Source organism: Alloiococcus sp. CFN-8, from assembly GCF_049943125.1.
Classification (GTDB): domain Bacteria; phylum Bacillota; class Clostridia; order Clostridiales; family Clostridiaceae; genus JAEXZL01.
In genome coordinates, this window is record NZ_CP188040.1 from 3063405 (window position 1) to 3088040 (window position 24636).

At 36.6% G+C, this 24636-nt stretch carries 19 protein-coding genes, 2 tRNA genes and 1 riboswitch; of the genes, 15 read left to right on the forward strand and 6 right to left on the reverse strand.

What is annotated here, in order from left to right; translation table 11 throughout:
* Window positions 1–170: 170 nt before the first annotated feature.
* Window positions 171–2681 carry a preprotein translocase subunit SecA gene (secA, locus tag ACPWSR_RS14330; RefSeq protein WP_426348912.1) on the forward strand — a complete coding sequence of 837 codons (2511 nt, stop codon included), beginning with the start codon at window positions 171–173 and terminating at the stop codon, window positions 2679–2681.
* Between the two features lie 73 nt (window positions 2682–2754).
* Window positions 2755–3871 (forward strand): peptide chain release factor 2 gene (gene prfB / locus ACPWSR_RS14335; RefSeq protein ID WP_426351391.1). Its coding sequence is split into 2 segments (ribosomal slippage): window positions 2755–2832 and window positions 2834–3871, totalling 1116 coding nucleotides; the frame shifts between segments, so codons are not numbered across the junction.
* Between the two features lie 83 nt (window positions 3872–3954).
* Here the strand turns inward: prfB and ACPWSR_RS14340 are convergent.
* Window positions 3955–5286, reverse strand: coding sequence for a M28 family metallopeptidase (locus ACPWSR_RS14340; protein ID WP_426348913.1), 1332 nt, complete (start codon window positions 5284–5286; stop codon window positions 3955–3957).
* 158 nt (window positions 5287–5444) lie between these two features.
* Between ACPWSR_RS14340 and ACPWSR_RS14345 the strand changes: the two genes are divergently transcribed.
* Together ACPWSR_RS14345 and ACPWSR_RS14350 are read left to right on the forward strand one after the other, a co-directional pair.
* Window positions 5445–7616, forward strand: a complete 2172-nt coding sequence (locus ACPWSR_RS14345; protein ID WP_426348914.1) for a Tex family protein — start codon at window positions 5445–5447, stop codon at window positions 7614–7616.
* A gap of 43 nt (window positions 7617–7659) precedes the next feature.
* A riboswitch (FMN riboswitch) is annotated at window positions 7660–7775 on the forward strand.
* A gap of 116 nt (window positions 7776–7891) precedes the next feature.
* A complete protein-coding gene (locus ACPWSR_RS14350) occupies window positions 7892–8461 on the forward strand; it encodes an ECF transporter S component (protein WP_426348915.1) in 570 nt (189 codons plus the stop codon).
* Window positions 8462–8505: 44 nt separating this feature from the next.
* Here ACPWSR_RS14350 and rimI read toward each other — a convergent pair whose 3' ends face one another.
* The 3 genes from rimI to tsaE are packed head-to-tail and all read right to left on the reverse strand — an operon-like array spanning window position 8506 to window position 10113.
* Entirely contained in the window at window positions 8506–8952 is a 447-nt protein-coding gene (gene rimI, locus ACPWSR_RS14355) for a ribosomal protein S18-alanine N-acetyltransferase (RefSeq protein WP_426348916.1), read from the reverse strand.
* Window positions 8945–9655 carry a tRNA (adenosine(37)-N6)-threonylcarbamoyltransferase complex dimerization subunit type 1 TsaB gene (gene tsaB, locus ACPWSR_RS14360; RefSeq protein ID WP_426348917.1) on the reverse strand — a complete coding sequence of 237 codons (711 nt, stop codon included), beginning with the start codon at window positions 9653–9655 and terminating at the stop codon, window positions 8945–8947. Before tsaB ends, rimI begins: the two co-directional genes overlap by 8 nt.
* A complete protein-coding gene (tsaE, locus tag ACPWSR_RS14365) occupies window positions 9652–10113 on the reverse strand; it encodes a tRNA (adenosine(37)-N6)-threonylcarbamoyltransferase complex ATPase subunit type 1 TsaE (RefSeq protein WP_426348918.1) in 462 nt (153 codons plus the stop codon). The genes tsaB and tsaE overlap by 4 nt, the downstream gene beginning before the upstream one ends.
* A 221-nt stretch (window positions 10114–10334) precedes the next feature.
* On the opposite strand from tsaE, the gene ACPWSR_RS14370 reads away from it, so the two are divergent.
* From ACPWSR_RS14370 to ACPWSR_RS14385, 4 genes are all read left to right on the forward strand, one after another.
* Window positions 10335–10408, forward strand: a tRNA-Trp gene (locus tag ACPWSR_RS14370).
* A 112-nt stretch (window positions 10409–10520) separates the two neighbouring features.
* Entirely contained in the window at window positions 10521–11273 is a 753-nt protein-coding gene (locus ACPWSR_RS14375) for a hypothetical protein (protein ID WP_426348919.1), read from the forward strand.
* Window positions 11274–11385: 112 nt separating this feature from the next.
* Window positions 11386–11459: transfer RNA gene (locus ACPWSR_RS14380), tRNA-Trp, on the forward strand.
* Window positions 11460–11608: 149 nt separating this feature from the next.
* Entirely contained in the window at window positions 11609–12373 is a 765-nt protein-coding gene (locus ACPWSR_RS14385; protein WP_426348920.1) for a GNAT family N-acetyltransferase, read from the forward strand.
* A gap of 107 nt (window positions 12374–12480) precedes the next feature.
* On the opposite strand, the gene ACPWSR_RS14390 is transcribed toward ACPWSR_RS14385, so the two are convergent.
* Window positions 12481–12798: a hypothetical protein gene (locus ACPWSR_RS14390; RefSeq protein WP_426348921.1), complete on the reverse strand. Its 318-nt coding sequence runs from the start codon at window positions 12796–12798 to the stop codon at window positions 12481–12483.
* Window positions 12799–13069: 271 nt separating this feature from the next.
* On the opposite strand from ACPWSR_RS14390, the gene ACPWSR_RS14395 reads away from it, so the two are divergent.
* Both ACPWSR_RS14395 and ACPWSR_RS14400 read left to right on the forward strand, forming a co-directional pair.
* Entirely contained in the window at window positions 13070–14785 is a 1716-nt protein-coding gene (locus ACPWSR_RS14395; protein ID WP_426348922.1) for an ABC transporter ATP-binding protein, read from the forward strand.
* A complete protein-coding gene (locus ACPWSR_RS14400) occupies window positions 14782–16551 on the forward strand; it encodes an ABC transporter ATP-binding protein (protein ID WP_426348923.1) in 1770 nt (589 codons plus the stop codon). The genes ACPWSR_RS14395 and ACPWSR_RS14400 overlap by 4 nt, the downstream gene beginning before the upstream one ends.
* A gap of 63 nt (window positions 16552–16614) precedes the next feature.
* Here ACPWSR_RS14400 and ACPWSR_RS14405 read toward each other — a convergent pair whose 3' ends face one another.
* Window positions 16615–17820, reverse strand: coding sequence for an FprA family A-type flavoprotein (locus ACPWSR_RS14405; protein WP_426348924.1), 1206 nt, complete (start codon window positions 17818–17820; stop codon window positions 16615–16617).
* A 402-nt stretch (window positions 17821–18222) separates the two neighbouring features.
* Between ACPWSR_RS14405 and ACPWSR_RS14410 the strand changes: the two genes are divergently transcribed.
* The 5 genes from ACPWSR_RS14410 (at window position 18223) to ACPWSR_RS14430 (ending at window position 24627) form a co-directional block, all read left to right on the forward strand.
* On the forward strand, window positions 18223–18732 hold the full coding sequence (locus ACPWSR_RS14410) for a type 1 glutamine amidotransferase domain-containing protein (protein ID WP_426348925.1): 510 nt from the start codon (window positions 18223–18225) through the stop codon (window positions 18730–18732).
* A 140-nt stretch (window positions 18733–18872) separates the two neighbouring features.
* Entirely contained in the window at window positions 18873–20075 is a 1203-nt protein-coding gene (locus ACPWSR_RS14415) for a DNA polymerase Y family protein (protein ID WP_426348926.1), read from the forward strand.
* A 196-nt stretch (window positions 20076–20271) separates the two neighbouring features.
* Window positions 20272–20460, forward strand: coding sequence for a small, acid-soluble spore protein, alpha/beta type (locus ACPWSR_RS14420; RefSeq protein WP_426348927.1), 189 nt, complete (start codon window positions 20272–20274; stop codon window positions 20458–20460).
* A 298-nt stretch (window positions 20461–20758) separates the two neighbouring features.
* Window positions 20759–21877 (forward strand): metallophosphoesterase family protein, encoded by a 1119-nt coding sequence (locus ACPWSR_RS14425; RefSeq protein ID WP_426348928.1) that lies wholly within the window; start codon window positions 20759–20761, stop codon window positions 21875–21877.
* Window positions 21874–24627: an AAA family ATPase gene (locus ACPWSR_RS14430; protein WP_426348929.1), complete on the forward strand. Its 2754-nt coding sequence runs from the start codon at window positions 21874–21876 to the stop codon at window positions 24625–24627. Before ACPWSR_RS14425 ends, ACPWSR_RS14430 begins: the two co-directional genes overlap by 4 nt.
* Window positions 24628–24636: the final 9 nt, after the last annotated feature.

The following is a 24636-nucleotide window of genomic DNA, read 5'->3' on the forward strand; positions in this document are numbered from 1 at the left end:
TTGAAGTATGGAGAGTATAGTTTTATTGCGTACTTTAATTAAATAGGGTATATTATAAAAGGAAGGCTATATTCATGACCTTCTTTATTTACAGTACAGGACTTATAAATTGCTTGTATTTATAAGTCTATGAGTTTACAAAATTTTAAACAGTTTGCGAGGAATATAGTATGGGATTATTTAGTAAGATATTCGGTACCTACAGTGAAAGGGAAGTAAAAAGGACCTTTTCCATTGTAGATAAAATTGAGGCCTTAGAAGAAAAGATGCAGTCCTTGAGTGATGAGGATTTAAGGAATAAAACCGCAGAATTTAAAGAAAGGGTGTCTAATGGAGAGAGCTTAGATAGCATCCTTCCAGAAGCGTTTGCCGTGGTTAGAGAGGCGGCCTTTAGAACCTTAGGCATAAAACATTATAGAGAACAGCTTATAGGTGGTATAGTACTTCATCAGGGAAGAATTGCAGAAATGAAGACTGGTGAAGGAAAAACTCTAGTAGCAACTCTTCCAGCATATCTTAATGCCCTCACAGGAAAGGGTGTTCATGTAGTAACAGTTAATGACTACCTGGCTAACAGAGATAGGGAGTGGATGGGCCAGATATATGAATTCCTAGGTCTCACTACGGGAGTAATTCTTCATTCTCTTAATAATGACGAGAGAAGAGCTGCTTATGGAGCAGACATAACCTATGGAACAAATAATGAATTTGGCTTTGATTATCTTAGAGATAACATGGTTATATATAAGAAGGAAATGGTTCAGAGAGAGCTGAATTTTGCCATAGTGGATGAGGTTGACTCAATTCTTATTGACGAAGCAAGAACACCACTTATAATCTCTGGAGCCGGTGAAAAGTCAACAGATTTTTATAGAATAGCTGATATGTTTGTAAAGAGGCTTACTAAGGAAAAGGATTTTACCATCGATGAGAAGGCTAGTGCTGTAATGCTCACTGAAGATGGTATGAAGGAAGCAGAAAAAGCCTTTAACATAGAAAATTATGCCGATGGAGCAAATATGGAGCTTCAGCATTATGTTACTCAAGCTCTTAAAGCAAACTACTCTATGAAGGCTGATAAGGACTATATGGTGAAGGATGGAGAAGTTATCATCGTTGATGAATTCACCGGAAGACTTATGGAAGGTAGAAGATACTCCGATGGTCTCCACCAAGCGATAGAAGCTAAGGAAGGAGTTAAGGTGGCTAGAGAGTCTAAAACCCTTGCTACAATAACCTTCCAGAATTATTTCAGAATGTACGAAAAGCTCTCCGGTATGACCGGTACAGCACAAACAGAAGAACTGGAATTCAGAGAAATATATGGCTTAGACGTTGTAGTTATACCTACCCATCTCCCTGTGAAGAGAGAAGACCATCCCGACATGGTTTATAAGAGTGTTAAAGGAAAATATAATGCTCTTATAGATGAAATAGTGGAAACTAATAAGACAGGGCAGCCTGTACTTGTTGGTACCACCAGTATTGAAAAATCAGAGCTTATTTCTTCATTATTAAAGAAGAGAGGGGTTCCTCATCAGGTGCTCAACGCTAGATATCATGAGAAGGAAGCTGAGATAGTATCCCATGCTGGTGAAAAGGGCATGGTAACTATAGCTACAAATATGGCTGGTAGAGGTACTGATATTAAGCTAGGAGAAGGTGTTGTTGAGGTTGGTGGTCTTAAGATTATCGGTACAGAAAGACATGAATCCAGACGTATAGATAATCAGCTTAGAGGCCGTTCTGGTCGTCAAGGAGATCCAGGAGCTTCAAGATTCTATATCTCCTTAGAGGATGACCTTATGAGAATATTCGGTTCTGAAAAGCTTCAGGGAATCGTTAATACTCTAGGACTTGAAGAAGATGAAGCAATAGAGAGCAAGATGGTTTCTAAGGCCATAGAAAATGCTCAAAAGAAGGTTGAAGGTAACAACTTTAATATAAGAAAGACCTTGCTTGGCTATGATGATGTTATGAATATGCAGAGAGAGATTATTTACAAGCAGAGAGCACAGGTTCTCGATGGTGAAAATCTCAAGGATCAGATTCAGGATATGGTTCAGGAGGTTATTGAGTCCGCTGTTGATTCACATCTTTCAGGAGTTGTAGAAAGCTTAGAGGATGATCTTCATAAGCTCATAGTTTATATGGAGGAGTTATTCCTGCCTCATGGAAGATATTCAGTTGAGGATTTCAAGGGACTAACTAATGTAGAGATAAAGGAAAAGCTTTTAGCAGAGGCGCAAGCTATTTATGCTCAGAAGGAAGCAGAGTTTACTGAAGAGCAGATGAGAGAGGTAGAAAGAGTTGTTCTTCTAAGAGTGGTTGATACTAAGTGGATGGATCATATCGATAATATGGATCATCTGAAGCAGGGTATGGGACTTAGAGCTTATAAGCAGCAGGATCCTGTTCAGGCTTATCAGTTTGAAGGAAGCGCTATGTTTGATGAGATGATTTATAACATCAAAATTGACACGGTGAAATTCCTCTTCCATGTAAAGCTTGAAAGAGCTCCAGAGAGGGAAAAGGTAGTTAAAGAAACCTATACCAATGAAAGTGATAATTCTGTTAAGAAGCAGCCGGTAAAGAAGACAGAGAAGGCTGGTAGAAATGACCTTTGTCCTTGCGGCAGTGGTAAAAAGTACAAGAATTGTTGTGGTAGAACAGCAGTATAATATAATGAGATAGATTTGTACTATTAAGTGCAAATCTATCTTGCTTTATAATAAACTATTTGAGGTGAAGAAGATGCTATTGGAAATTGAAAAGATACAAGCAAGGCTCAAGGAGATGGAAGAAGTATTAAGTGAAATAAGGGGGTCTCTTTGACAAGGAGGGACTTAAGAGAAAGCTTTCAGAGCTAGAGCATAAGATGCAGGAGCCTGGCTTCTGGGATAATTCTCAGAAGGCTTTAGAGGTTACCCAGGAGGCCAAAAGAATAAAAGATAAGCTAGATGGTTATTCCTCTTTAAAGACAAGGGTGGAAGATTGCCAGATACTTATAGAGCTAATAGAGGATGATGATAACACGCTTTTAGAGCTTAAGAATGAATTAAGCTCTCTTGATAAGGATATAGAAAGCTTCAGAATAGAAAATCTCCTTTCCGGTGAATATGATAAGAATAATGCCATTTTAACTCTTCATGCTGGAGTTGGTGGAACTGATGCTCAGGACTGGACAGAGATGCTTTTGAGATTGTATACCAGATATTGTGAAAGAAAAGGATATTCTCTAGAGACTCTAGAGCTTTTAACTGCTGATGAAGCAGGAATAAAGGGTGTGACTATAAGGGTTAAGGGAGAATATGCCTATGGCTATTTAAAGTGTGAGAAAGGAATCCATAGACTAGTTAGGATATCCCCTTTTAATGCTAATGGTAAAAGACAGACCTCCTTTGCTTCTGTTGAAGTGATGCCAGAGCTTACAGAGAGTCAGGATATTGAGATAAATCCTTCCGATTTAAAGATTGATACCTTCAGAGCTGGAGGAGCTGGTGGTCAGCATGTTAACAAAACTGAATCGGCTATAAGAATAACACACCTACCTACGGGGATAGTTGTCCAGTGCCAGAGTGAAAGAAGTCAGTTCAACAATAAGGACACGGCTATGTCCATGCTTAAAGCAAAGCTTACAGAGCTCAAGGAAAGAGCCCACAAGGAAAAGATTGAAGATCTAGCTGGAGATCTTAAGGACATGGGCTGGGGAAGCCAGATTAGATCCTATGTGTTTCATCCCTATACCCTAGTTAAGGATCACAGAACCGGGGCTGAGTCCGGCAACGTAGATGCAGTAATGAACGGCGAAATTGATAATTTCATCAGTGAATACCTAAAGCAAAACAGCAAAGGCACTCTTCAGGAGTAAGTATAATAATTTTATCAAAGTATAAATAAGAAGAGGAGCGAAAGCAAGTGATGCTTTCGCTCTTTTTATTATTGAATATCATATTAGGATCTTCTGTTTATATAAATTAATGAAATAGCTATGGCTGCAAAAATTGAAAAAATTAGTCCAGGGACATTATAGAAAATAAGTAGATTTTCACGGTAGTTTTTTTCTATAAGCTCCTCTGAAACGGTTTTAAAGGCCTCTTTAATGGATTCTTCACTGATATAGGAAACAGTATCCTCGGGGGTATGAATTCTATCCATGTCCTCATGAATTAAGGTGACTGCACTTATTCCTACCTTTCTAAAATACTCATGGTCACTAGAGTCTTCAAAGCTTAGCTTATAGTCTATGTTACGCCTATCAAAATTGCTAATTATAGAAGCCACCTGCTCAGTGGAGGGATTATCATTCTTGCCTCCCATTATAGTTAAGTCAAGCTCCTTATCGCTGCCAATCATATCAAAATTATATACTGTGGCTTTCTTAATTTGATCATAATATTGTTCAGCAAAGGCTTTAGACCCGAGACAGCCAAATTCCTCAGCATTAAAGGCTGCAAATATCATAGGACCGTCGCTTGCACCTAAGTTTTTAAAATACCGAGCTAGCTCAAGAACAAAGGCGGTACCGGAGGCGTTGTCCAGGGCTCCAGGATATATGGTTCCGGAATAATCACTTCCTAAATGATCAAAATGTGAGGATATTATTAAAGGAGGCTTATCTTTATTCATTCCAGGAAGAAGGCTGTGAAGGTTATCTACATTTGTCTCTTTTACCTCATAGGGCACTTTTAAATGAATGGTGTAGCCTTCTCTCAGTTCTAATAGAAGTTCTTCAAAGCAGCTATCGCTTATGGAGATGTATAAGCTATAGGGAGCATCGGAAATATAGGAGCTTCTAAAGGAAAACTCCTCTGGAGCTGTGGCCACTAATAATATAATATGATTATCTTTTTTTATTTGTATATACTTATCGGAATAGCTTGCATTGGTCTTATCAAAATAGATCTCAACGGTGTCAAAGTTAAGAAGGTCTTCTTTATAATCTACCCCATATTCATATACCTTTGAGATTCCTTGAGGACCTACAGCTTCTAAAACAGGGGTCTCAGAGGTAAGTGCGGGATATTTTACCCTGAAGCTTTGATAATAGCTCTCTGAAAAAGGACGAAGTCCATATTTTATAAAAGTATTTTGGATATAATCTCCAGCTATTTTGTTTTCAAAGGTTCCTGTGAGTCTGCCCTCTAAATTATCAGAGGATAGAAATTCTATATGCTCCATTACCTTCTCTGTATCAAAAGCCTTTAATTTTATATGATATATGTAGAAGAAGCAAAAGGATATAAGAAAAAGTGTTATTAAAAACTGTGCAAGTTTTCTTACCATAGTGTTAATCATAAACTAAGCTCACCTTCATAGTAATTATTTTTATATAAATATCTATGTTATTAAGCCTTTCATTATTACTGCGTGTTTTTAATCTCATTGCAGTAGAAATACAAAAACTGTTATAATAATTGATGTATCGGAAGGATGGTGTACAGATGAATAATATCGAAAGATTATTATCAGAGGAATTAAATATCAGCTTAAGCCAGGTGAAAAGTGTAATAGAGCTCCTGGATGAGGGGAATACAGTACCTTTTATAGCTAGATATAGAAAGGAAAAGACTGGAGGACTCTCCGATGAAATTTTAAGAAGGTTCAGTGAACGTTTAGAATATTTAAGGAACTTAAATCAGAGAAGAGAAGATGTTGAAAGGCTCATAGAAGAGCAGGGGAAGCTTACAGAGGAGATAAGAGGAAAGCTCGTAAAAGCTTCAACCCTTACAGAAATTGAGGATATATATAGACCCTTTAAGCCTAAAAAAAGAACTAGGGCTACTATTGCACAGGAAAAGGGACTTAAGCCTCTGGCAGAGCTCATTTATAGTGGAAGCCTTAAGGGAAGCCTTGAGGAGAAGGCGGCAGAGTTTATAAATGAGGAGAAAGGTGTTACTTCCATAGAAGAGGCCTTAGCTGGTGCTCAGGATATAATCAGCGAGATGATATCCGATGACGCTGAAATAAGAAAGTGGATTAGAGAATTAATCAAAAAAGAAGGCTATATCGAAACCAAGGCTTCCATAGAAGAAAGCAGTCCTTATGAAATGTATTATGACTATAAGGAGCCTGTAAAAGCAATACCACCTCATAGAATTTTAGCTATAAATAGAGGAGAAAAGGAAAAGATACTCTCTGTAAAGGTAACTGCTCCTGAGGAGAAGATTCTTGATTATATTGGTCGCAGAGTTTTAAAGGGGAATAAAATAACTGATGAATATATAGAAAAGGCTATTAAGGATTCCTTGAAGAGGCTTATTTATCCTTCCGTGGAAAGAGAAATAAGAAATGAGCTTACGGATAAAGGAGAAGAAGGAGCTATAACAATATTTAAAGCCAATTTAAAGGCGCTTCTCCTTCAGGCACCTATAAAAGGAAAAACAATAATGGGATATGACCCAGGCTTTAGAACAGGATGTAAAATAGCGGTTTTAGACGATACTGGAAGGTATTTAGACAAGGCAACGGTCTATCCTACGGTTCCGAGAAAGGATGTTAGAGGAACCATTGATACCCTAAAGAAGCTGATTAAGAAATATGATGTGGATATCATTTCTTTAGGTAATGGTACTGCTAGCAGAGAGTCTGAAGAGGTATTGGCAGAGCTTATTAACGAGGTTAAAAAGGAAATGGGTAAGGATATTTATTATGTGATTGTATCAGAAGCAGGAGCTTCTGTGTATTCAGCTTCAGAGCTTGCTCAAAAGGAATATCCAGATCTCGATGTAACTGTAAGGGGAGCCATATCCATTGGAAGAAGACTGCAGGATCCTATGGCAGAGCTGGTTAAGATAGATCCAAAGTCCATTGGAGTAGGTCAGTATCAGCACGATGTTACAGCAAAAAAGCTCGATGAGTCCTTAAAGGGAGTGGTGGAGGATTGTGTAAATTCTGTGGGGGTAGACTTAAATATAGCCACTCCATCATTACTTAGCTATATAGCAGGTATTAGTGCTTCAGTTGCTCAAAATATAGTGAGCTATAGAGATGAAAATGGAAGGTTTAAATCGAGAAAAGAGCTTTTAAAGGTTAAGAGATTAGGACAGAAGGTTTTTGAGCAGTGCGCAGGCTTCCTAAGGGTTCCTGAAAGTAAGGAGCCTTTAGATAATACCTCAGTGCATCCAGAGTCCTATGATAAGGCCAGGGAGCTCATTGAGCTATTAGGCTATGAAGAGAGTGATTTGAAGAAGAATAATCTTACAGATATAGATATGAGGGTTAAGGATAAATCCATCAAAGCCTTAGCGGAGCAGCTGGAGATTGGCGTACCGACCCTTACAGATATTATCAAAGAAATTAAAAAGCCAGGAAGAGATCCTAGAGAGGAGCTTCCGAAGCCAATCTTCAAGAGCGGTGTTATGGATATAACTCAGCTAAAGCCAGGGATGGAGCTCACAGGAACCGTTAGAAATGTTTCTGACTTTGGAGCCTTTGTAGATATTGGAGTGCATCAGGATGGACTGGTACACAAGAGTCAGCTCTCTGATAGATATGTTAAGCATCCTTTGGATATAGTTAAGGTAGGAGACATAGTAGAGGTTACTGTTCTAGAGATAGATGAAAAAAGAAAAAGAATTGCCCTCACTATGAAAAAAAGCCAAAAAAAGGGTTGATAAATAATAAGAATTGTCATATAATATAAGTGAATTAAATAACAATTATCTTCAGGGCAGGGTTAAATTCCCTACCGGCGGTATAGCCCGCGAGCCATTTTGGCATGATTCGGTGTAACTCCGAAGCCGACAGTATAGTCTGGATGAAAGAAGGTAGAATGAATTTGAATTTCTAGCGCCCTGATATATTCATTATATCAGGGCTTTATTATGTAAATTCAAAACTATTCTCCATGAAGGTATGAGTTACAACTATCTTTTAGGAGGTTATTTTTATGAACAGATCAAAAGCTATTAATTTTATGGTGAAATGTGCAATGCTTGCTGCCATTGCCGTGGTGCTCATGCAGTTTGAGATTCCAGTAATCCCTGCATTTCCTTTTTTAAAGCTTGATTTTAGTGATGTACCTGCTCTTTTAGGAGGCTTTGCCTTAGGCCCTATCGCAGGTGTAGTTATAGAAGCCTTTAAGGTGTTTTTGGATATGATAGTAAGTGGAACGGTAACCGCTGGAGTAGGAGAGGTAGCAAACTTTTTAATCGGTGCTTCCTTTGTTTATCCTGCTGCTCTTATATATCATAAAAGAAAAAGCTTTTCCTTTGCTCTTATATCCATGCTGATAGCGACAGCTTCCATGGTGATTTTCGGTGTGCTAGCTAATTACTTCATTTTAGCTCCCCTATACGGAATGGCACCAGAAGCAATCCCTGCTTATATTGTAGGAGGAGCTCTTCCTATAAATCTTATCAAAGGAGCGGCTATATCCTTAGTAACATTAGTTAGCTACAAAAAGCTTTCTCCTATTATCAAAAAGGAAAATATTATGATTAGAAAAAAAGTAGCATAAAATATAAGCTGTTCTCCCTGTGAGAACAGCTTTAAATTTTATCCTTAATTGAAATATCTCCACATTATAACGGCATCTTCATGGTTATCCTCATAGTATGCCTTTCTGATACCTTCCTCTTTAAAGCCATATTTTTTATAAAGACATTGAGCGGGGTAATTTGAAGCTCTTACCTCAAGGGTCATGGCAGTAACCCTCTGGCTGATGCACTGGCTTATCATAGAGGTTAGTATTCTATCTCCAAGGCCTATACCTCTATATTCAGGGTGCACAGCTATATTTGTTATATGGGCTTCATCGATAATTATCCACATGCCACCATAACCAATTACCTTATTATCTATTATAGCCACGAGATATTTTGCAAAGATATTCCTTAGCTCCTTTTGAAAGGAGGCTTGACTCCAGGGTATGGGAAAGCTCAGCTTGCTGATATGGAGCACCTCTGGAAGATGCTCCTCAGTCATTTCCATGATTTCAATATTATTCATTTTTCTCACTCATCTTCTTATCATATTCTCTTTCTGCTTGAGGTCTCCTGAGATAAATGGGGGCAAGGGTGTTAAGATTGTCTTCCTTCCCTTCTATAAGTAGCTTTAAGCCTAATTCTCCAAGGCTAGAGGCTGTGGGATGATTCAGGTGCAGGGGAGCAAAGGCGGGGCCTTCTAAGGAGGCCTCAAGAGCTGCTCTGTGTATGGTAGCTCCATCTCCTACAAAATAAAGCTTTTCCTTATAGCTCTTTAATTCTTCTATCAGCTCCTCTAGTGAGCAGGTGTGTATATCTCTTACGGCTTTTAAGCTTCCTGACTCTATCTTGTATATACAGTAGTATACGTTGCCCCTTAAGGCATCCATCAAGGAGCATATAAGTCCTTCCTCTGTATAGATATTATATGCAAGGGCGTCTAAAGATGAAACGGAAATTACGGGCTTTTGGCTGCCTAGGGCTAGACCTTTTACTGTAGCCATACCAATCCTGAGCCCCGTAAAGGAACCAGGTCCCTTTGAGACAACAAAGCCATCAATTTCACCAATGGTGAGGGCTGTTTCTTTTAATAGCTGCTCAATCATGGGCATTAATAGCACTGAGTGCTGCATTTTGTAATTAAGATTGATTTCTCCTAGTATTCCTTTTTCTGAAACTATAGAAACAGAAGCCGTACTTCCTGAGGCTTCTACAGATAATACCTTCATATTTCCAACTCCTTTAAATAACTATATCTATCATCCTTATAGCTTATATTGATTTCTCTATAAGCCTCTCCTATTTCTGGAGATTTTTTTATATGTATATAGCAGGCTTCCTCTGGTATCAGTTCTTCTATGTAGTCTGCCCATTCAATAATAGAGACTCCTTCAGAAAATATGTACTCATCAAAGCCTATAGCATATATTTCGTCTGGATCATTAACTCTATAAACATCAAAATGATTTAATTTTAATCTACCGGAATCATATTCATTCACTATAGTGAAGGTTGGGCTTGTGATGTTATCATCAATTCCAAGGCCTTTTGCTATTCCCTTGGTAAGGTGAGTCTTACCAGCACCTACTTCACCAATTAAGCAGAATATATCTCCACCTCGGCATGCTTTTCCTATTTCTATACCTATATTAATGGTTTCATTTAAATTATTAACCTTAAGCTTCATAGTTAATCTCCTTTCAAGGTAGAAAGTACCTATACTATTTTACCTAATATGGTGAAAAAATAAAAGAATTTACTATTATTTATTATAGACCATATATGAAAATTGTGACCATAGATAAGTTTAAATATTAGTTTTTTAATTTTCTCTTGAAATTTTGTCGTATATGATATAAAATAATCATTGTTCACGAAAAGTAGTCCATTGCACAATATTCATTATATAGGGGATTAGTTAAACGGTATAACAGTGGTCTCCAAAACCATCATTGTGGGTTCGATTCCTACATCCCCTGCCAAAAAAAGTCTCGTTCTTCGGAATGAGACTTTTTGCATTGGTTAAATTTATTGTTATTGAAGGAGCTCGAGAGTATAATTCTATTATAGGGATATTATGTAGGAGGTTATATTGTGAGCTTTAAAAAAACTAGAATTATTGTATTATCTATGAGTTTAACTATATTTACTGTAGTCCTTGTGTCTATGTTTTTTATTATTAAGGCGAAGTTCCATGAAATTGAGTTTCTCACCGATGCTTCTTGGGTACGCTATGATGATAATATAGGGGAAAACATAAATATATCCTTTCATGAAAACGGTGAATATTTCTATAACTGTGACTGTGGAGAACCCGTGGGTGATTCAGATATATACGATAGCTATTCCTATGAGCCTGAAAATTATATTATAACCCTCTCGGGACCGGATGGTGAAACCTCCAAAATAGAAGTGCTTTACTATGATGACAATTACCTGTGTCTCTTATTTGAAGAGGGAACTGTTACCTTCAAAAATGAAAAAGCTTCAATTGATGATGAGATATTAAGCTCTGCCAGGGAGTATGTTGGAGAAGAGGGCAAGCCTTTCTTAAGTGTCCTAGGTTTTGAAAATGGCATGGTAACCCTTGCACCTCATAATTACGACAAGGATGCTGCTGATAGCTTTGCTGAGCATATATTTGAGGTTAAAGGAAGTGAGGATATATCCTTCTCTTCTGTGAGCATAACCATAGAAGGAGACAAGGAAGCTATTGAGTTTATAAAGCTTACAGAGGATGACTATACTAATATTGGTGAGTTTTATAATGTGGGCTATATTGAATTTAATAATAAGGGAGAGGTTGGCTCAGTAGTGTTTTATGGCACAACGGAGATAAACCGATGAGATTTGGATTATTTTCAGAATTGTTTTACTTTGCTTCTAAGGCGAAAAAAATCCCTATGAGACTTTACAAGGGTGCAGTGTATGTGCTATATTAATTGAGTAAGCTAAATAGAGGGGATTAATTTAATGGTAAAATGACGGTCTCCAAAACCGTTCTTACGAGTTCGACTCTTGTATCCCCTGCCAGTAAAAACCTGTAGATAATTAATCTACAGGTTTTTTTCTTGTTCATCTACAAGTAAAAATAGTGGAAAAAATGTCTTCTATATGAATGTATAAAACTGTTAAAATACTATTAATTGTATTCTTCATAATTTAAAGGAGGTGTTTAGTTAATGCTTATAAAAACTGAACTTAATGATGTAATTCTTAATCTTCTCAGAGAGGATTATATTATGAATCTTAATATATTTGGATGTCTTGAAAATATTCCTTCTGCAGAAATATATGTAGATAATCCTGATAAGCCTACGGGGGTTTTGGTGAAGAAGGATGAATACATGCATTTTCTCTATACTAAAAATGATAGCTTCATTGAAGATGTAGTTGAAAAATATATGAATACAGGTTACTATGGTTTTTCCGGTGTTGAGAATTCAATAGTTGAAAAGATTAATGAAAAGCTTAAAGGCAGAGGTGTTTTAGAATGGAAAAATCCCTGTGTAGTTTATTATATGCCTAAGGAAAATGTAGATTTATCCTTGATAAAAAATAAGGTAAGCTCCATAGATATCAAGGATGCTCAAGTGGTAGATAAATATTATACCTATAGGTCCGAGGACAGCCTTGAGGATATAAAAAAGGATATTTTATATAGACCATCCTCAGCCATATATGTAGATGGGGAAATTGTCTGTTGGGTTATTGTCCATAGTGATAATTCTATGGGGATACTTTATACTAAGGAGGAATATAGGAGAAAGGGGTATGCTATTGATGTGACTATTGACCTAGCCTCAAAGCTTATTTCAAAAGGTAGGGTTCCTTATATTCAAATAGTGGAAGATAATCAGATGTCCCCAGGGGTGGCAAGCTTATGCGGCTTTGTACAATGTGGTAGAGCAACCTGGTTTGGAGTTAAAATTGGAGACCCAGATTAAGAACCATAGCTATTAATATATGAAATATTAATACTTATATAATAAAAAGAACCCTTGAGATACCTTAATTATCTCAAGGATTCTTTTTATTTAGCAGAATTAATTTTCTATACAGATAATTTATCTGGGGAAACCTCTTCCACAGAAAAATGATCCTCACTAATTTCTTTAAGTGTAAAATAAATCTTTGGAGGGTTTCCTAGTTTGTCTTTAATAGTAGCGAAATATTTTCCTCCATCCTTTGGAATGGCACCTTCCATGGGCATGGCGCTACCGATTACTATATGAGAAAATCCTGTCATCACCGTGGTGCTGCCCAGGAGCTCATAATCATTAAATATCTCTTTAATTTTATCAAATATCTTATCTCCTTCAATGTTATGTAGTCGTCCTATATTTTCAACAACATCCTCTAAGCTTTTCATAGCTGCCTCCTTAATTTCTTTGTAGATAATCAATCACTGATAGTTTGCCCTGAGCTTAAAGATTAATTCTTTGTCCTTATTATGATTTAATAATGGTAGGTGAGATAATATTGTGAATATATTGAAAATAATGGCTATCTTTTGTATAATTATTAAATGGCAACAAAAATGGTAAATAATTTATAATTTTATATATGTTATTTAAATAATTATCTGTTTAGCTTTATAGAAGACTGAGATTTAATAAATACTTGACATGAGAGGAGAAGCTATGAGAGGAATAATAAGGCTTTTAAAGCCCTATAGACTTCAGCTGGCCATTATAAGTGGACTATACATTATATCCACAGTGTGCAGCTTGTTGATGCCCTATACCATGAGCCAGATTGTAAATAACGGCGTGGCAGAGGGAGATATGCACTATATTATAACCAGAGGTCAGATAATGATAGCACTGGCAGTGGCTTCACTGATTTCTGCTTTAATTACCGTTAAGATAAATTCACAGGTTTCCACGTCCTTTGCCACTGGACTTCAAAAGACTGTGTTCAATAAAATTAATAGCTTGACCTTTGAGGAGTATTCCTCCATTGGTACCTCAAGCTTATTAACCAGGGCTACAGAGGATATTTTTATCCTACAGGAGGTAGCAAACAGTGTTACTTATGCCATAATAACAGTTCCTATTATGTTTATAGGTGGTGTAGTACTTACCTGGACAAAGGACTGGCTATTAGCATTAATAATGCTCATATTATCACCTCTTATCTTGTTTATCGTAAGATTTCTCACCAGGCAGATGGGTGAGCTCTGGGAGAATGCGGATAAATATATAGATGTTCAAAATAAGGTTATGAGGGAAAGGCTATCTGGGCTCAGGGTAATTAGAGCCTTTGACAAGGAGAACCACGAGCATAATAAGATTACCAGAGCTACCGAAGCTATGGCTAAAAATATAATCAAGTCTAACGTTTTAGGTGGAGTTATAAATCCTTTAACCATGGGGCTATTAAATTTAGGCTTGGTTGTTATGCTGTATATAGGTTCCCTTAGAATACAAACAGATTCTCTGCTAACAGCAGGAGATATAATAGCCTGTGTTCAATATGTTGCCTTGATAATGAATGGAATACTCCTGTTATCCTGGACAATGGCATGGCTGCCTCATGTTAAGGTAAGTATAAGAAGAGTTAACGAGGTACTAGCTTTAAAAAGTGATAGAAGAGAGAAAAATTCAAAAGAGCTATTAAAAGGAGATGTAGAACTCCAAAATGTACATTTTAGCTATGGTGATGGAGAAGAAGAGGTATTAAAGGATATAAACATTTCCATAAGCGAAGGTGAGATCGTAGGAATCATAGGTGGTACAGGCAGTGGAAAGAGCACTGTAGCTAAGCTTCTCATGGATTTTTATGCTCCCAAAAAAGGAACAATCACCCTGGGAGGGAGGAATTATGAAGCCCTAACCAGAGAAGTAATAAGAGATAATATATCCATTGCCATACAAAAAAGCATGGTTTTTAAAGGTACTATAGAGGAAAACTTAAAAATGGGAAGAGAGAGCGCCAGAGAAGAAGGGCTGATAGAAGCGGCAGAAATAGCACAGATTCACGACTTCATAGTTAGCCAAGCTGAGGGCTTTAATTACTCCCTAGCACAAGGAGGAGCTAACTTAAGTGGAGGGCAGAAGCAGAGGATAAATATAGCTAGGGCTATAATAAAAAAAGCAGCTGTTTATATCTTTGATGATAGCTTTTCAGCACTGGACTACCTTACAGAAAGTAAATTAAGAAAGGGTCTAAATCAATATCTAAAAGGTAAGACACAAATTATTATTACTCAGAGGGCAGCTACAGCAATGCGCTGTGATAAGGTTTATGTTATGGAAAGAGGAGAAATTGTAGGAAGTGGGAGCCATAGCGAGCTCTTAGAAAGCTGTTCAATTTATAAAGAGATTTATGACTCACAGCTAGGAGGGACTCTATGAAGAAGGATAGAAAAAAGTCTTTAGCTACCCTAATAAGAATTATCAAAAGTACTGGTGTTATAAAAGGGTGGCTTGTTATAAGCTCTCTGGTAAGTATAATATCCGTTACTATAGCTCTCGTTGCTCCTCAAATTCTAGGAATAATAACTGAGGAAATTTATGACTTCTGGGCTGAAGGCATAGAGATAGATATGTCCCGTATAGTTTATCTATCCTTTGCTTTAGGAGGAATATATATTTTATCCTCCTTATGTGATCTTGGGGTTATGTATATAATGAATAATGTAGTTTCAAGGCAGTTTACTGCAAATCTAAGAATATCCATTAGTGAAAAAATAAAAAGGCTGCCTGTGGAGTTTGTTGATAAAACCCCTGTAGGAGAAGTTATCTCCAGGATGATGAATGACGTCTCAACCTTAGGTAATACAGTGCATAACTTTTTAAATATATTAATAAGTGGTGTTATTAAGCTCACAGGGATTACCGTTTTAATCTTTATAATAAATCCCTATATGGCTGCTGCTATTGTTATCTTTATACCCTTATCACTACTGTTGTCCTCATGGCTTGCATCCTTAAGTGAGAAGCATTTTAACTCTGCTAGAAAGATAAATGGTGATATATACTCTTTAATGGAAGAGGATTTTACAGGCTTTGATACTATAAAGGCCTTTAATCTAGAAGAGAGTCAGAAGATAAAGCAGGAAGAGCTCTGTGATAAATTAAGGGAGAAGCAAGAAAGAGGATATTTTTTAGCAGGGGTAGTACAGCCTATAATTGCTTTAACTAATAATATAGCTTATATAGCAATCTGCATAATTGGAGGCTATCTTGCCCTAGAGGGAAGAACCACCGTGGGAGATATAGTGGTTTTGATAGTATATTCAAAGCAATTTGCTGGTCCCCTCGAAAGCATTGCTAATGGCTTAAGCATGATGCAGAATACCATAGCTTCAGCCAATAGAGTGTACAATCTCTTAGATAGAGAGGAAATGACCGAAGAAATAACTAGAAAGCTACCGGATGCCAATGGGGAGATAGTTTTTGAGGATGTAGCCTTCTCTTATGATAAGGATAAGCCCCTTATAAAAAATCTTAATTTTACCGTAAAGCCAGGGCAGAAGGTTGCAATTGTTGGACCTACTGGTGGAGGTAAAACTACCATAGTAAATCTCCTAATGCGCTTCTATGAAATAGATGGAGGCAGGATATTAATTGATGGGGTGGATATTGCAGCTTTAAACAGGGCTGATTTAAGAAGTCTCTTCAGTATGGTGCTCCAGGATACCTGGTTATTTAGTGGCAGTATTTTTGAAAATATAGCCTATGGTATGGAAAATGCTACTAAGGAAGAGGTGATAAGGGCTGCTAAGCAGGCTCATATCGATTATTTTATTAATACTCTTCCAGAAGGGTATGAAACTATTATCAATGAGGAGTCCAGCAATATTAGTAGCGGACAAAAGCAATTATTAACAATAGCTAGAGCATATCTATCTAATAGGAGAATATTGATTCTCGATGAGGCTACCAGTAATGTAGATACCAGAACAGAAATTTTAATTCAGAATACCATGGATAAGCTCATGAAAAATCGAACAAGCTTCGTAATTGCTCATAGACTATCTACAATAGTGGATGCAGATATAATTCTGGTGGTTAGAGATGGAAGTATTGTGGAGCAGGGAACTCATGAGGAGCTGCTTCATAGGAATGGTTTTTACACCGAAATATATAATAGTCAGTATGATCTGCTTACTAGTTAGTAATAATAAAAGAAAAGATATGGAATTAAAAAACGCTTGAGTTAGAAACTCAAGCGTTTATTACTACTGTTGTAGAGATTGATATATAGCTTCTGCTAAGGCATCTAAAGATTCCATATCCCCAGGCTTTAATGAAGATTTAAGCTGGAAGGGCTCACCAACTATTTCTGTATTCTTCATCTTCATCACTGCTTCCTTTAATGGACCAACAGCATCTGGTATCCATGAGCTATTTCCCACCAAGGAAACCTTGCGTCCTCTAAGATTTAAAAGAGCCATATCTGCAATTAAGGCTTCCATGGGAAGATAGACACTATTGTTGTATAAAGGAGCTCCAAATACAATATTGCTGTATTTAAAGGCATCAGCAATTATAGTTGATGGAGTGGTTTTAGACACATCATACATGTGCATATTTTTAACTCCCTTTTGAGCCAACTTATTAGCAAGTACATTCATGGCATTTTCAGTATTATTATACATAGATGCATAGATAAACACAACACTCTTAACCTCTGGGGTATAGGAGCTCCAATGGTTATATTTGTCTATTGCAAATTCTAAATCACTTCTCCATACAACACCGTGAAGGGGACAAATCATTTGAATGTCTAAAGCTGATAGTTTTTTTAGTACAGCCTGTACCTGAGCGCCATATCTTCCAACGATATTAGTGTAGTATCTTCTAAAGTCTACTAAATATTCTCCCTTATAATCTATCTCGTCGTTGAAGAGATTACCTGATAAAGCTCCAAAGGAACCAAAGGCATCGGCAGAGAAGAGAATTTTTTCAGACTCCTCATAAACCATCATAACCTCTGGCCAGTGTACCATTGGTGTAAAGATGAATTTAAGAGTGTGGCTTCCTATGCTTAAGGTTTCTCCATTAGTTACTTCTAAATATCTGTCCTTAGCATCGAAATCATAAAACTGTTCTATCATCTGGAAGGTTTTTTTGTTTCCGATTATTTTCATATTAGGGAATCTTCTTGTGAGCTCTTCTATGTTAGCACAGTGGTCAGGTTCCATATGGTTGACCACAAGGTAATCAATAGCTCTACCATTTAATACATGGTACAGATTCTCAAAAAATTGTTCAGTAATAGCTGAATCTACTGTATCCATGAGTGTTACTTTTTCATCCATGATTAGATAAGAATTGTAAGCAACTCCATTATCTAAAGGAAACATATTTTCAAATAGGGCAATTCTTCTGTCATTACCGCCAACCCAGTGAATGGAAGGGGTAATATTCTGTGTACAGTGCATATAAATCCTCCTCTATATAAATTATAATTATTATTCCATTTAACTATAGTATGTATTACTTATAACATTATATCAAGATTATTTAACTTCTATAAAAGCTAGAATAAAAAATTCACAAACTATTCTTAAACAAGTCATAGAGAAATAAAGATGAAAAAATTGGTGTCTTTACATTTTTATTATAAAAACAAAACAAATTTACATTTGATATTATATAATAATAAGTATTAATTATCAAATAGAATTATTCATTTTTTTCAGAGTGTTATAATTATAGGTAAGCTTTTAAAAAATTTTTATGTTAATTAACAAAATGGTAATAATTATAAAATAAAATAATGTTACTATATAAATGATGATAACAAAAGTATAATAATTAAAAAAGTAAAGGATGTGGGAAAAATGAAAAAAATATTATGTTGTGTTGCAGATATATTTGAGGATTTAGAGCTTTGGTATCCTGTAATCAGATTAAGAGAAGAAGGCTATGAGGTATTATTAGTTGGTGATGAAGCAGGTAAGACCTATACAGGAAAGCATGGCGTGCCAGCGGTATCTGATTTAGCCTTTAGGGATGTGATGGCTGAGGACTATCATGGCCTATTAATTCCTGGTGGCTTTGCTCCAGATAAAATGAGAAGACTACCAGAGGCAAGAAAGCTAGTTAAGGACATGGATGACCAAGGTAAGCCGATAGCTCAAATATGTCATGCTGGCTGGCTTCCTATATCTGCAGGAATACTTAAAGGCCGAAAGGTTACCAGTGTAGATGCTATAAAGGATGATATGGTCAATGCAGGAGCAGAATGGGTAGATGAGGAAGTAGTAGTTGATGGAAATCTTATATCCTCAAGAACACCTAAGGACCTACCAGCCTATGCTAAGGCTATAATAAAAGCATTAAATAGTTAAAGTTAAGAGTATAAAAGCTGCTGCTTAAGCTAATAAAGCCTAAGCAGCAGTTTTTACGTTATCCCTAAGATATTTATGTTAAGTAGCAGGGGGATATTTTTTATATTATAATGTAGATAGGTTATTTGAGGGGGTATAGAATGAGAAGGATTATTTTTCATATAGATGTGAATAATGCCTTCCTCTCTTGGAGTGCTGTCTACAGATTATCCAAAGGGGAAACTCTTGATATAAGAACAATACCGTCAGTAATTGGTGGAGATGAGGCTTCTAGAAGGGGAGTTGTACTGGCAAAATCTAATGCTGCTAAGAAATTTGGAGTAGTAACGGGAGAAAGTATATATACTGCTAAGAAAAAATGTCCTGATTTAATGGTTTTTCCAAAGAATTCTGATGCATATAGCTATTATAGTAATGAGGTTATTAAAATATTTCAGGAATATACTGATTATATTGAAAGATATTCTATTGATGAAAGCTTTCTAGATGTTACAGCTCTTGCAGGAAAAGAACCTTACAGGTTAGCTTACGAAATAAAAGAAAGAATTAAGAAAGAGCTAGGCTTTACTGTGAATGTTGGGATATCTGATAATAAAATTTTAGCTAAAATGGCTTCTGAATTTGAGAAGCCTGATAAGATTCATACACTGTACAGAAGTGAGATTAAAGAAAAGCTTTGGCCACTTCCTATTGAAGAATTATTTATGGTTGGAAAGCAGGCTACCAAGAGATTAAAGGATATGTATATATTTACTATTGGAGATTTAGCAAATTATGATCCTAGCCTCCTTAAGCAAAAATTTAAAAGCTATGGAGAATTAATCTGGAAGTATGCCAATGGTCTGGGAGAAGAAGAGATTAATTATCAGGAAGAGGAGGCTAAGGTTATAAGCAATGAATTAACTCTTCCAAAGGACGTACAGAGCAAGACTGAGGCTGCAGAGGTTTTAAAGGAATTAGCTGACAAGCTGGGAAGAAGGATAAGAGCATTAAATAGATATTGCACCACTATTGGGGTTCATATAAAAACCAGTGAATTTATAAACTATTCCCATCAAAAAAAATTAAAAACTGCTACCTGCTCTACTGCTGTAATCTATAATACTGCCCTAGAGCTCTTTGAAAAAAAGTGGCAGTATGAGCCAGTAAGGCTCCTGGGAATTTCCCTTTCAGGCCTCTGTGAGGAAGCAATAGAGCAAACTAGCTTTTTTTCTGATTCCGGTGTGGGAATGATTAAGGAACAGAAGCTTGATAAGGTATTAGACAGCCTGAAGGATAAGTATGGGGATGAAATAATAAGTAAATTATCCTTAAGGGAGGATAAGAGTGGGAAAAGGTCATAGCAGCTCACAGCATATTTGCTTTTGAAATAAAAAATGGTAAAAGGCTTAAGAGATTACAATAATGGCTGAATTTTTATGGAGTAATTAAAGTAAGGATGGTTAATATAATAGTGTAAGCAGGAGAGAAGAAACTCCTAAGGAGCTAAACTTCAAATGCTTATGCTTTACCAAATCAAAGCCAAAGGAGGAGAAGGCAATGGCAAGAAACAGAGTACTAATCCCCGAAGCTAGAGATGGTTTATCCCGATTCAAGGCAGAGGTAGCCAGAGAACTGGGAGTACCTTTTAGTGATTACAACGGAGACCTTACTTCAAGAGAGTGTGGATCCGTGGGTGGCGAGATGGTAAAACGAATGGTGCAGGAGTACGAAAGTAGGTTAAAATAGCTTACTTTAGACTATTCTGAAGCATCTTTGCTGCTAAGTACCTTGCAGGAAAGTGAGGGATATTTATGAGTAAGGATGAACCGCCAGAAAGTTAAGTACAAATGCTATAATTGCCTGATAGCACGATACAAAAACTTCCTATGGAATGTTTAACATTGCTGTTATTGGGTAAAAAAGGAGAGAGAGTATTGGCTATTGCTAATACTCTCTCTTTGACTGTGAAAAATAATATCACATACTTTTTTATTAATTTAAAATGTGATAAAATGGGAACAGAAGTTCGATGAGGAGGTTCACCATGGACAGAGTTAAAATACTACATTTTTCAGATATACATTTTGATAGCCCCTTTAGTGAGCTTTCGGTAAATACCGCAGAAAAAAGAAAAGAGGATTTAAGAGAAACCTTTGGTAAGGCAATTGATCTAGCAGGGAGAGAAGAGGTTGATATAATCCTATTGGCTGGGGATCTTTTTGATAATACTACAGTGATGAAAAGCACCCTAGATTTTATGAAAAAGAAATTTTTAGACATTCCTCATATAAAGGTGTTTATAGCCCCAGGAAATCATGATCCATATAATACAAAATCTTTTTATAACCTTATTTCCTGGCCGGAGAATGTCTTCATATTTAAAGATAAGTATACACAGATATCCATTCCTGAGTTAAACACAATAGTCCATGGTATAGGCTTTTCTGTATCCCATGAGAGAGAGTCCCTGCTTAAAGGGATAAGAGTGCAGAATCAGGCTGCTATAAATCTTATGGTTCTCCATGGAGAGATATCCAAGGGGGGAGTTAATGATTATAATCCCTTTACTCCTCAGGAAATAGGGGAGTCAAGGATGGATTATATTGCCCTTGGCCACAAGCATGAGTATTCAGGGATACTGAGAGAAGGAAGTACTTATTATGCCTACAGCGGTAATATAGAAGGTAGAGGCTTTGATGAAACAGGAGAAAAGGGTGCGATACTTGGAACTGTGAGCAAGAGAGGGGTAGACTTGAAATTTGTACCTCTTCAAAAGAGAAAATATATAGTTAAAGAAGTAGATGTTACGGGCTGTTCCACCTACGAAGAGCTTGTTATTAAAATTAACCAAGAGGAAGAAGATTGCAATAATAATTTATTTAAGATTGTATTAGTTGGTGAGCTTCCAGAATACTTTAGATTAAATCTCCAGATCCTGTCCTCTAAGCTCAAGGGTGTATTCTACTATGTGAAGTTTGTGGACAAGACTTCTATTGCCATAAATCTTGAAAGTCTAGTGGATAAATATACCTTAAAGGGAATATTTGCTGGAAGCATGGTAAAGGCTATGGAGAATATGGAGGAAGAGGAGAAGGAGCTGTATAGGGAAGCCTTAAAGGTAGGCTTACAGGCTCTAGCTGGAGGTGAGCTGACACTGAAATGATAATTAAAGGACTGAAAATAAAAGCCTTTGGTGGATTAAAGGATAAGGAATTAGAATTAAAAAGTGGAATGAATGTTATATACGGTGAAAATGAAAGAGGAAAGAGTACTCTCCAAACCTTCATTAAGGTAATGCTTTATGGCTTCTCCTCTTCTAGATCAAAGGATATAAAAAATAATGATAGACTTAAATATAGCCCCTGGAATGGTGAAAGACCTGCAGGAGAGCTACATGTTAGTCACGAAGATAGAGAAATCATAATTCAAAGAACCTTTGGCAATACAAAAAAAGAAGATAATATAGCTGTTTTAGATAGCTTAACAGGAAAAAAACTGGAAGAATATAGGAATTACAGTCCAGGTGATTATTTGCTGGAGCTTAGTGGAGAAGCCTTTGAGAAAACTCTTAGTATTAAACAGCTCAATACTTATATTGCCTCTTCTAAGGATGATGATTTACTCCAAAGAATAGCCAATCTTAGAAGCAGCGGAGAGGAAAGTGTATCTATTCATAAGGCGCTTCAGGAGCTACAATATGAAAAGAAGCTTATTCGTAATAACCGCAAGGCAGGAAAGCTAGACGCGGCAGAGAACAAGCTATCTAAGCTTTACGAAGAATATCATAAAACCTTAAGGCTCAGCGAAGAGAATATTGAAAGCAAGGATAAGCTCAATAGACTCTTAGATAAAAGAGAAGAAATAAGGAAGGAGCTTGCAGATCTAGAGCTCTATAAAAAATATTTAAAGAAAAGTAAGCTGCACAAGGAATATAAGGAAATTGTAGAATATCTTAAGAAGAGTGAGAGTCTAGAAGAGGAGAAGAATCAGGCAGAGGAATTTCTAAGCACTTCTCAAGGGATGGTGGACGAGCTTTTTTTAAATAGCCTGGAGGAGGAGCTGGGAAGCTGTGAAAGAGCTAGAGAAGCTGTACTGGAAAAACAGCTGGAGCTTCAGAATAAAAAGGAGATATTCGAAGAAAAGGAACAGCTAATTGGAAATAATTTTAGAGGATATCTAGAAGAGGATTATAAGGAAGAAGAAATCTTAAAGCTTATGGCAGGGCATAAAGCAGATGAATATAAGCTTAAGGAGCAGGAAAACACTTTAAAGGAGCTAGCGGCCTTAAAAAATGAGCTTTCTGCCTATGAAAAGGCTTATGAGCCTTTTATCACCACACCAGAGGGCTTCGAGGAAGGAAGGCTGCTTCTACAGAATTATGAAGAAAAGCTTCTTGAGCTTAAGTCTTCCTTAGAAGCAAATTCACTAGGTAAGGGAAGTACAAGTAAGGATAGGTTAAACAATAAGATAATTATTGCAGTATCCTTAGCTATTATAGGCCTTCTGCTAATCTTCGGAGCCTTCAAGCTTAATGTTAGCTTCAGACTACCTTTACTTCTCCTTGGAATAATAGCTGTTATGAGCTGTGGATATATATTTTATACCTCTTATTCTCTTTTAAAGGATGTCAAGGATCTTAAGGATAAAACACTACGGCAGGAAGCTCTGAAGAAGTCTATTCATGATATAGAGGAGAAGCTTGTAGCACTTATGGAGAGGTTGAAGTTTTCAAGTCTCGAGGAATTGTTAATGGGAATTAAGAGATATTCCTTATTAGCTAAAAATGTAGAGGTAATAAGGATAAAGATTCAGGATAGGGAGGATAAGCTAATAAGTCCTGAGTACAGAGAGATAAGAGAAAGCTTCCAGTATACTGATAAAGCTATAAAGGATATTCTAAATAATAGTGAGGCTGAAAGCCTCGAGGATTTTCTATTAAGGCTAAAAGAATATAAAGCCATAGCCTTAGAGGTGAAGCTTTTACAGAGGGAGATTCTTTCTTTAGAAAAGGATATAGAAAAGCTCTGGGACAGCTACAAGAATAAGGAGGAGCAGCTAAGGAGAAGAGTGACCCCTCTTGGACTTAAGGATGTACCAATAGATAGACTTACTATAGAGCTGGGAAGGCTTAAGGAAAAGTATAAGAAGTTCAAGGAGGTAGAAGGGGAGCTTAAGGCTATAAATAACACTTATTCTGCTTTATTAAAGGAAAGAGATATAGATAGCATCATGGAAGAAATTTCAGACCTTGATATAGAGTCTCATGAGGAAATCTACTCCACAGAAGATGAGATTGATGAGAAAATAAAATTACTAAATGAGAGCTTCCTTAATAATGCAAAAGAAATCAAGGATACGGAAAATCTTCTTGATAATTTATTTAAGGGTGTTGAACCTTTGTGGAAGATTGAAGAGGAGCTTGAGCTTACAAAGGAGGAGATAGCTTTATTAAATAGAAGACTAAAGGTCCTTGATATAGCTATATTTAATCTTCAGGAAAGCTATAACATGGTTCAAAAAAGCTATGCTCCAACTATAAATCGAGAGGTAGGCGAGCTATTAGCTAGGATAACTGGTAATAAATATCAGGAAGTAAAGGTATCAGAGGAATATGCTCTCACCCTGAGAGATAATGAAATGGATACCCTATTCAATGGGGATTTTTTGAGCAGTGGCACCTTTGATCAGGCATACTTAGCCCTCCGTATAGCAATGATCATGCTGATATTCCCTGATAAGGAGCTCCCCATAATACTAGATGACGCCTTCGTTCAATATGATGATGAAAGACTTAAGAGTACCCTTAGTGTGCTGCAGGAAATAGCTAAAAAGAAGCAGGTAATTATCTTTACCTGCCAGAAAAGAGAAGTAGACTATCTGAAGGATAAAGGTATAAATTTGATAAATCTATAAAATAATATT

What these genes read in the sequence shown, in the direction of transcription:
- ACPWSR_RS14405 (WP_426348924.1), bottom strand. Translation starts at nt 17,820, where the DNA reads ATGCACTGTACACAGAATATTACCCCTTCCATTCACTGGGTTGGCGGT.
- ACPWSR_RS14430 (WP_426348929.1), top strand. Translation starts at nt 21,874, where the DNA reads ATGATAATTAAAGGACTGAAAATAAAAGCCTTTGGTGGATTAAAGGAT.
- tsaB (WP_426348917.1), bottom strand. Translation starts at nt 9,655, where the DNA reads ATGAAGGTATTATCTGTAGAAGCCTCAGGAAGTACGGCTTCTGTTTCT.
- ACPWSR_RS14345 (WP_426348914.1), top strand. Translation starts at nt 5,445, where the DNA reads ATGAATAATATCGAAAGATTATTATCAGAGGAATTAAATATCAGCTTA.
- secA (WP_426348912.1), top strand. Translation starts at nt 171, where the DNA reads ATGGGATTATTTAGTAAGATATTCGGTACCTACAGTGAAAGGGAAGTA.
- ACPWSR_RS14350 (WP_426348915.1), top strand. Translation starts at nt 7,892, where the DNA reads ATGAACAGATCAAAAGCTATTAATTTTATGGTGAAATGTGCAATGCTT.
- rimI (WP_426348916.1), bottom strand. Translation starts at nt 8,952, where the DNA reads ATGAATAATATTGAAATCATGGAAATGACTGAGGAGCATCTTCCAGAG.
- ACPWSR_RS14415 (WP_426348926.1), top strand. Translation starts at nt 18,873, where the DNA reads ATGAGAAGGATTATTTTTCATATAGATGTGAATAATGCCTTCCTCTCT.
- ACPWSR_RS14400 (WP_426348923.1), top strand. Translation starts at nt 14,782, where the DNA reads ATGAAGAAGGATAGAAAAAAGTCTTTAGCTACCCTAATAAGAATTATC.
- ACPWSR_RS14420 (WP_426348927.1), top strand. Translation starts at nt 20,272, where the DNA reads ATGGCAAGAAACAGAGTACTAATCCCCGAAGCTAGAGATGGTTTATCC.
- ACPWSR_RS14410 (WP_426348925.1), top strand. Translation starts at nt 18,223, where the DNA reads ATGAAAAAAATATTATGTTGTGTTGCAGATATATTTGAGGATTTAGAG.
- ACPWSR_RS14385 (WP_426348920.1), top strand. Translation starts at nt 11,609, where the DNA reads ATGCTTATAAAAACTGAACTTAATGATGTAATTCTTAATCTTCTCAGA.
- ACPWSR_RS14390 (WP_426348921.1), bottom strand. Translation starts at nt 12,798, where the DNA reads ATGAAAAGCTTAGAGGATGTTGTTGAAAATATAGGACGACTACATAAC.
- ACPWSR_RS14425 (WP_426348928.1), top strand. Translation starts at nt 20,759, where the DNA reads ATGGACAGAGTTAAAATACTACATTTTTCAGATATACATTTTGATAGC.
- ACPWSR_RS14340 (WP_426348913.1), bottom strand. Translation starts at nt 5,286, where the DNA reads ATGGTAAGAAAACTTGCACAGTTTTTAATAACACTTTTTCTTATATCC.
- ACPWSR_RS14395 (WP_426348922.1), top strand. Translation starts at nt 13,070, where the DNA reads ATGAGAGGAATAATAAGGCTTTTAAAGCCCTATAGACTTCAGCTGGCC.
- tsaE (WP_426348918.1), bottom strand. Translation starts at nt 10,113, where the DNA reads ATGAAGCTTAAGGTTAATAATTTAAATGAAACCATTAATATAGGTATA.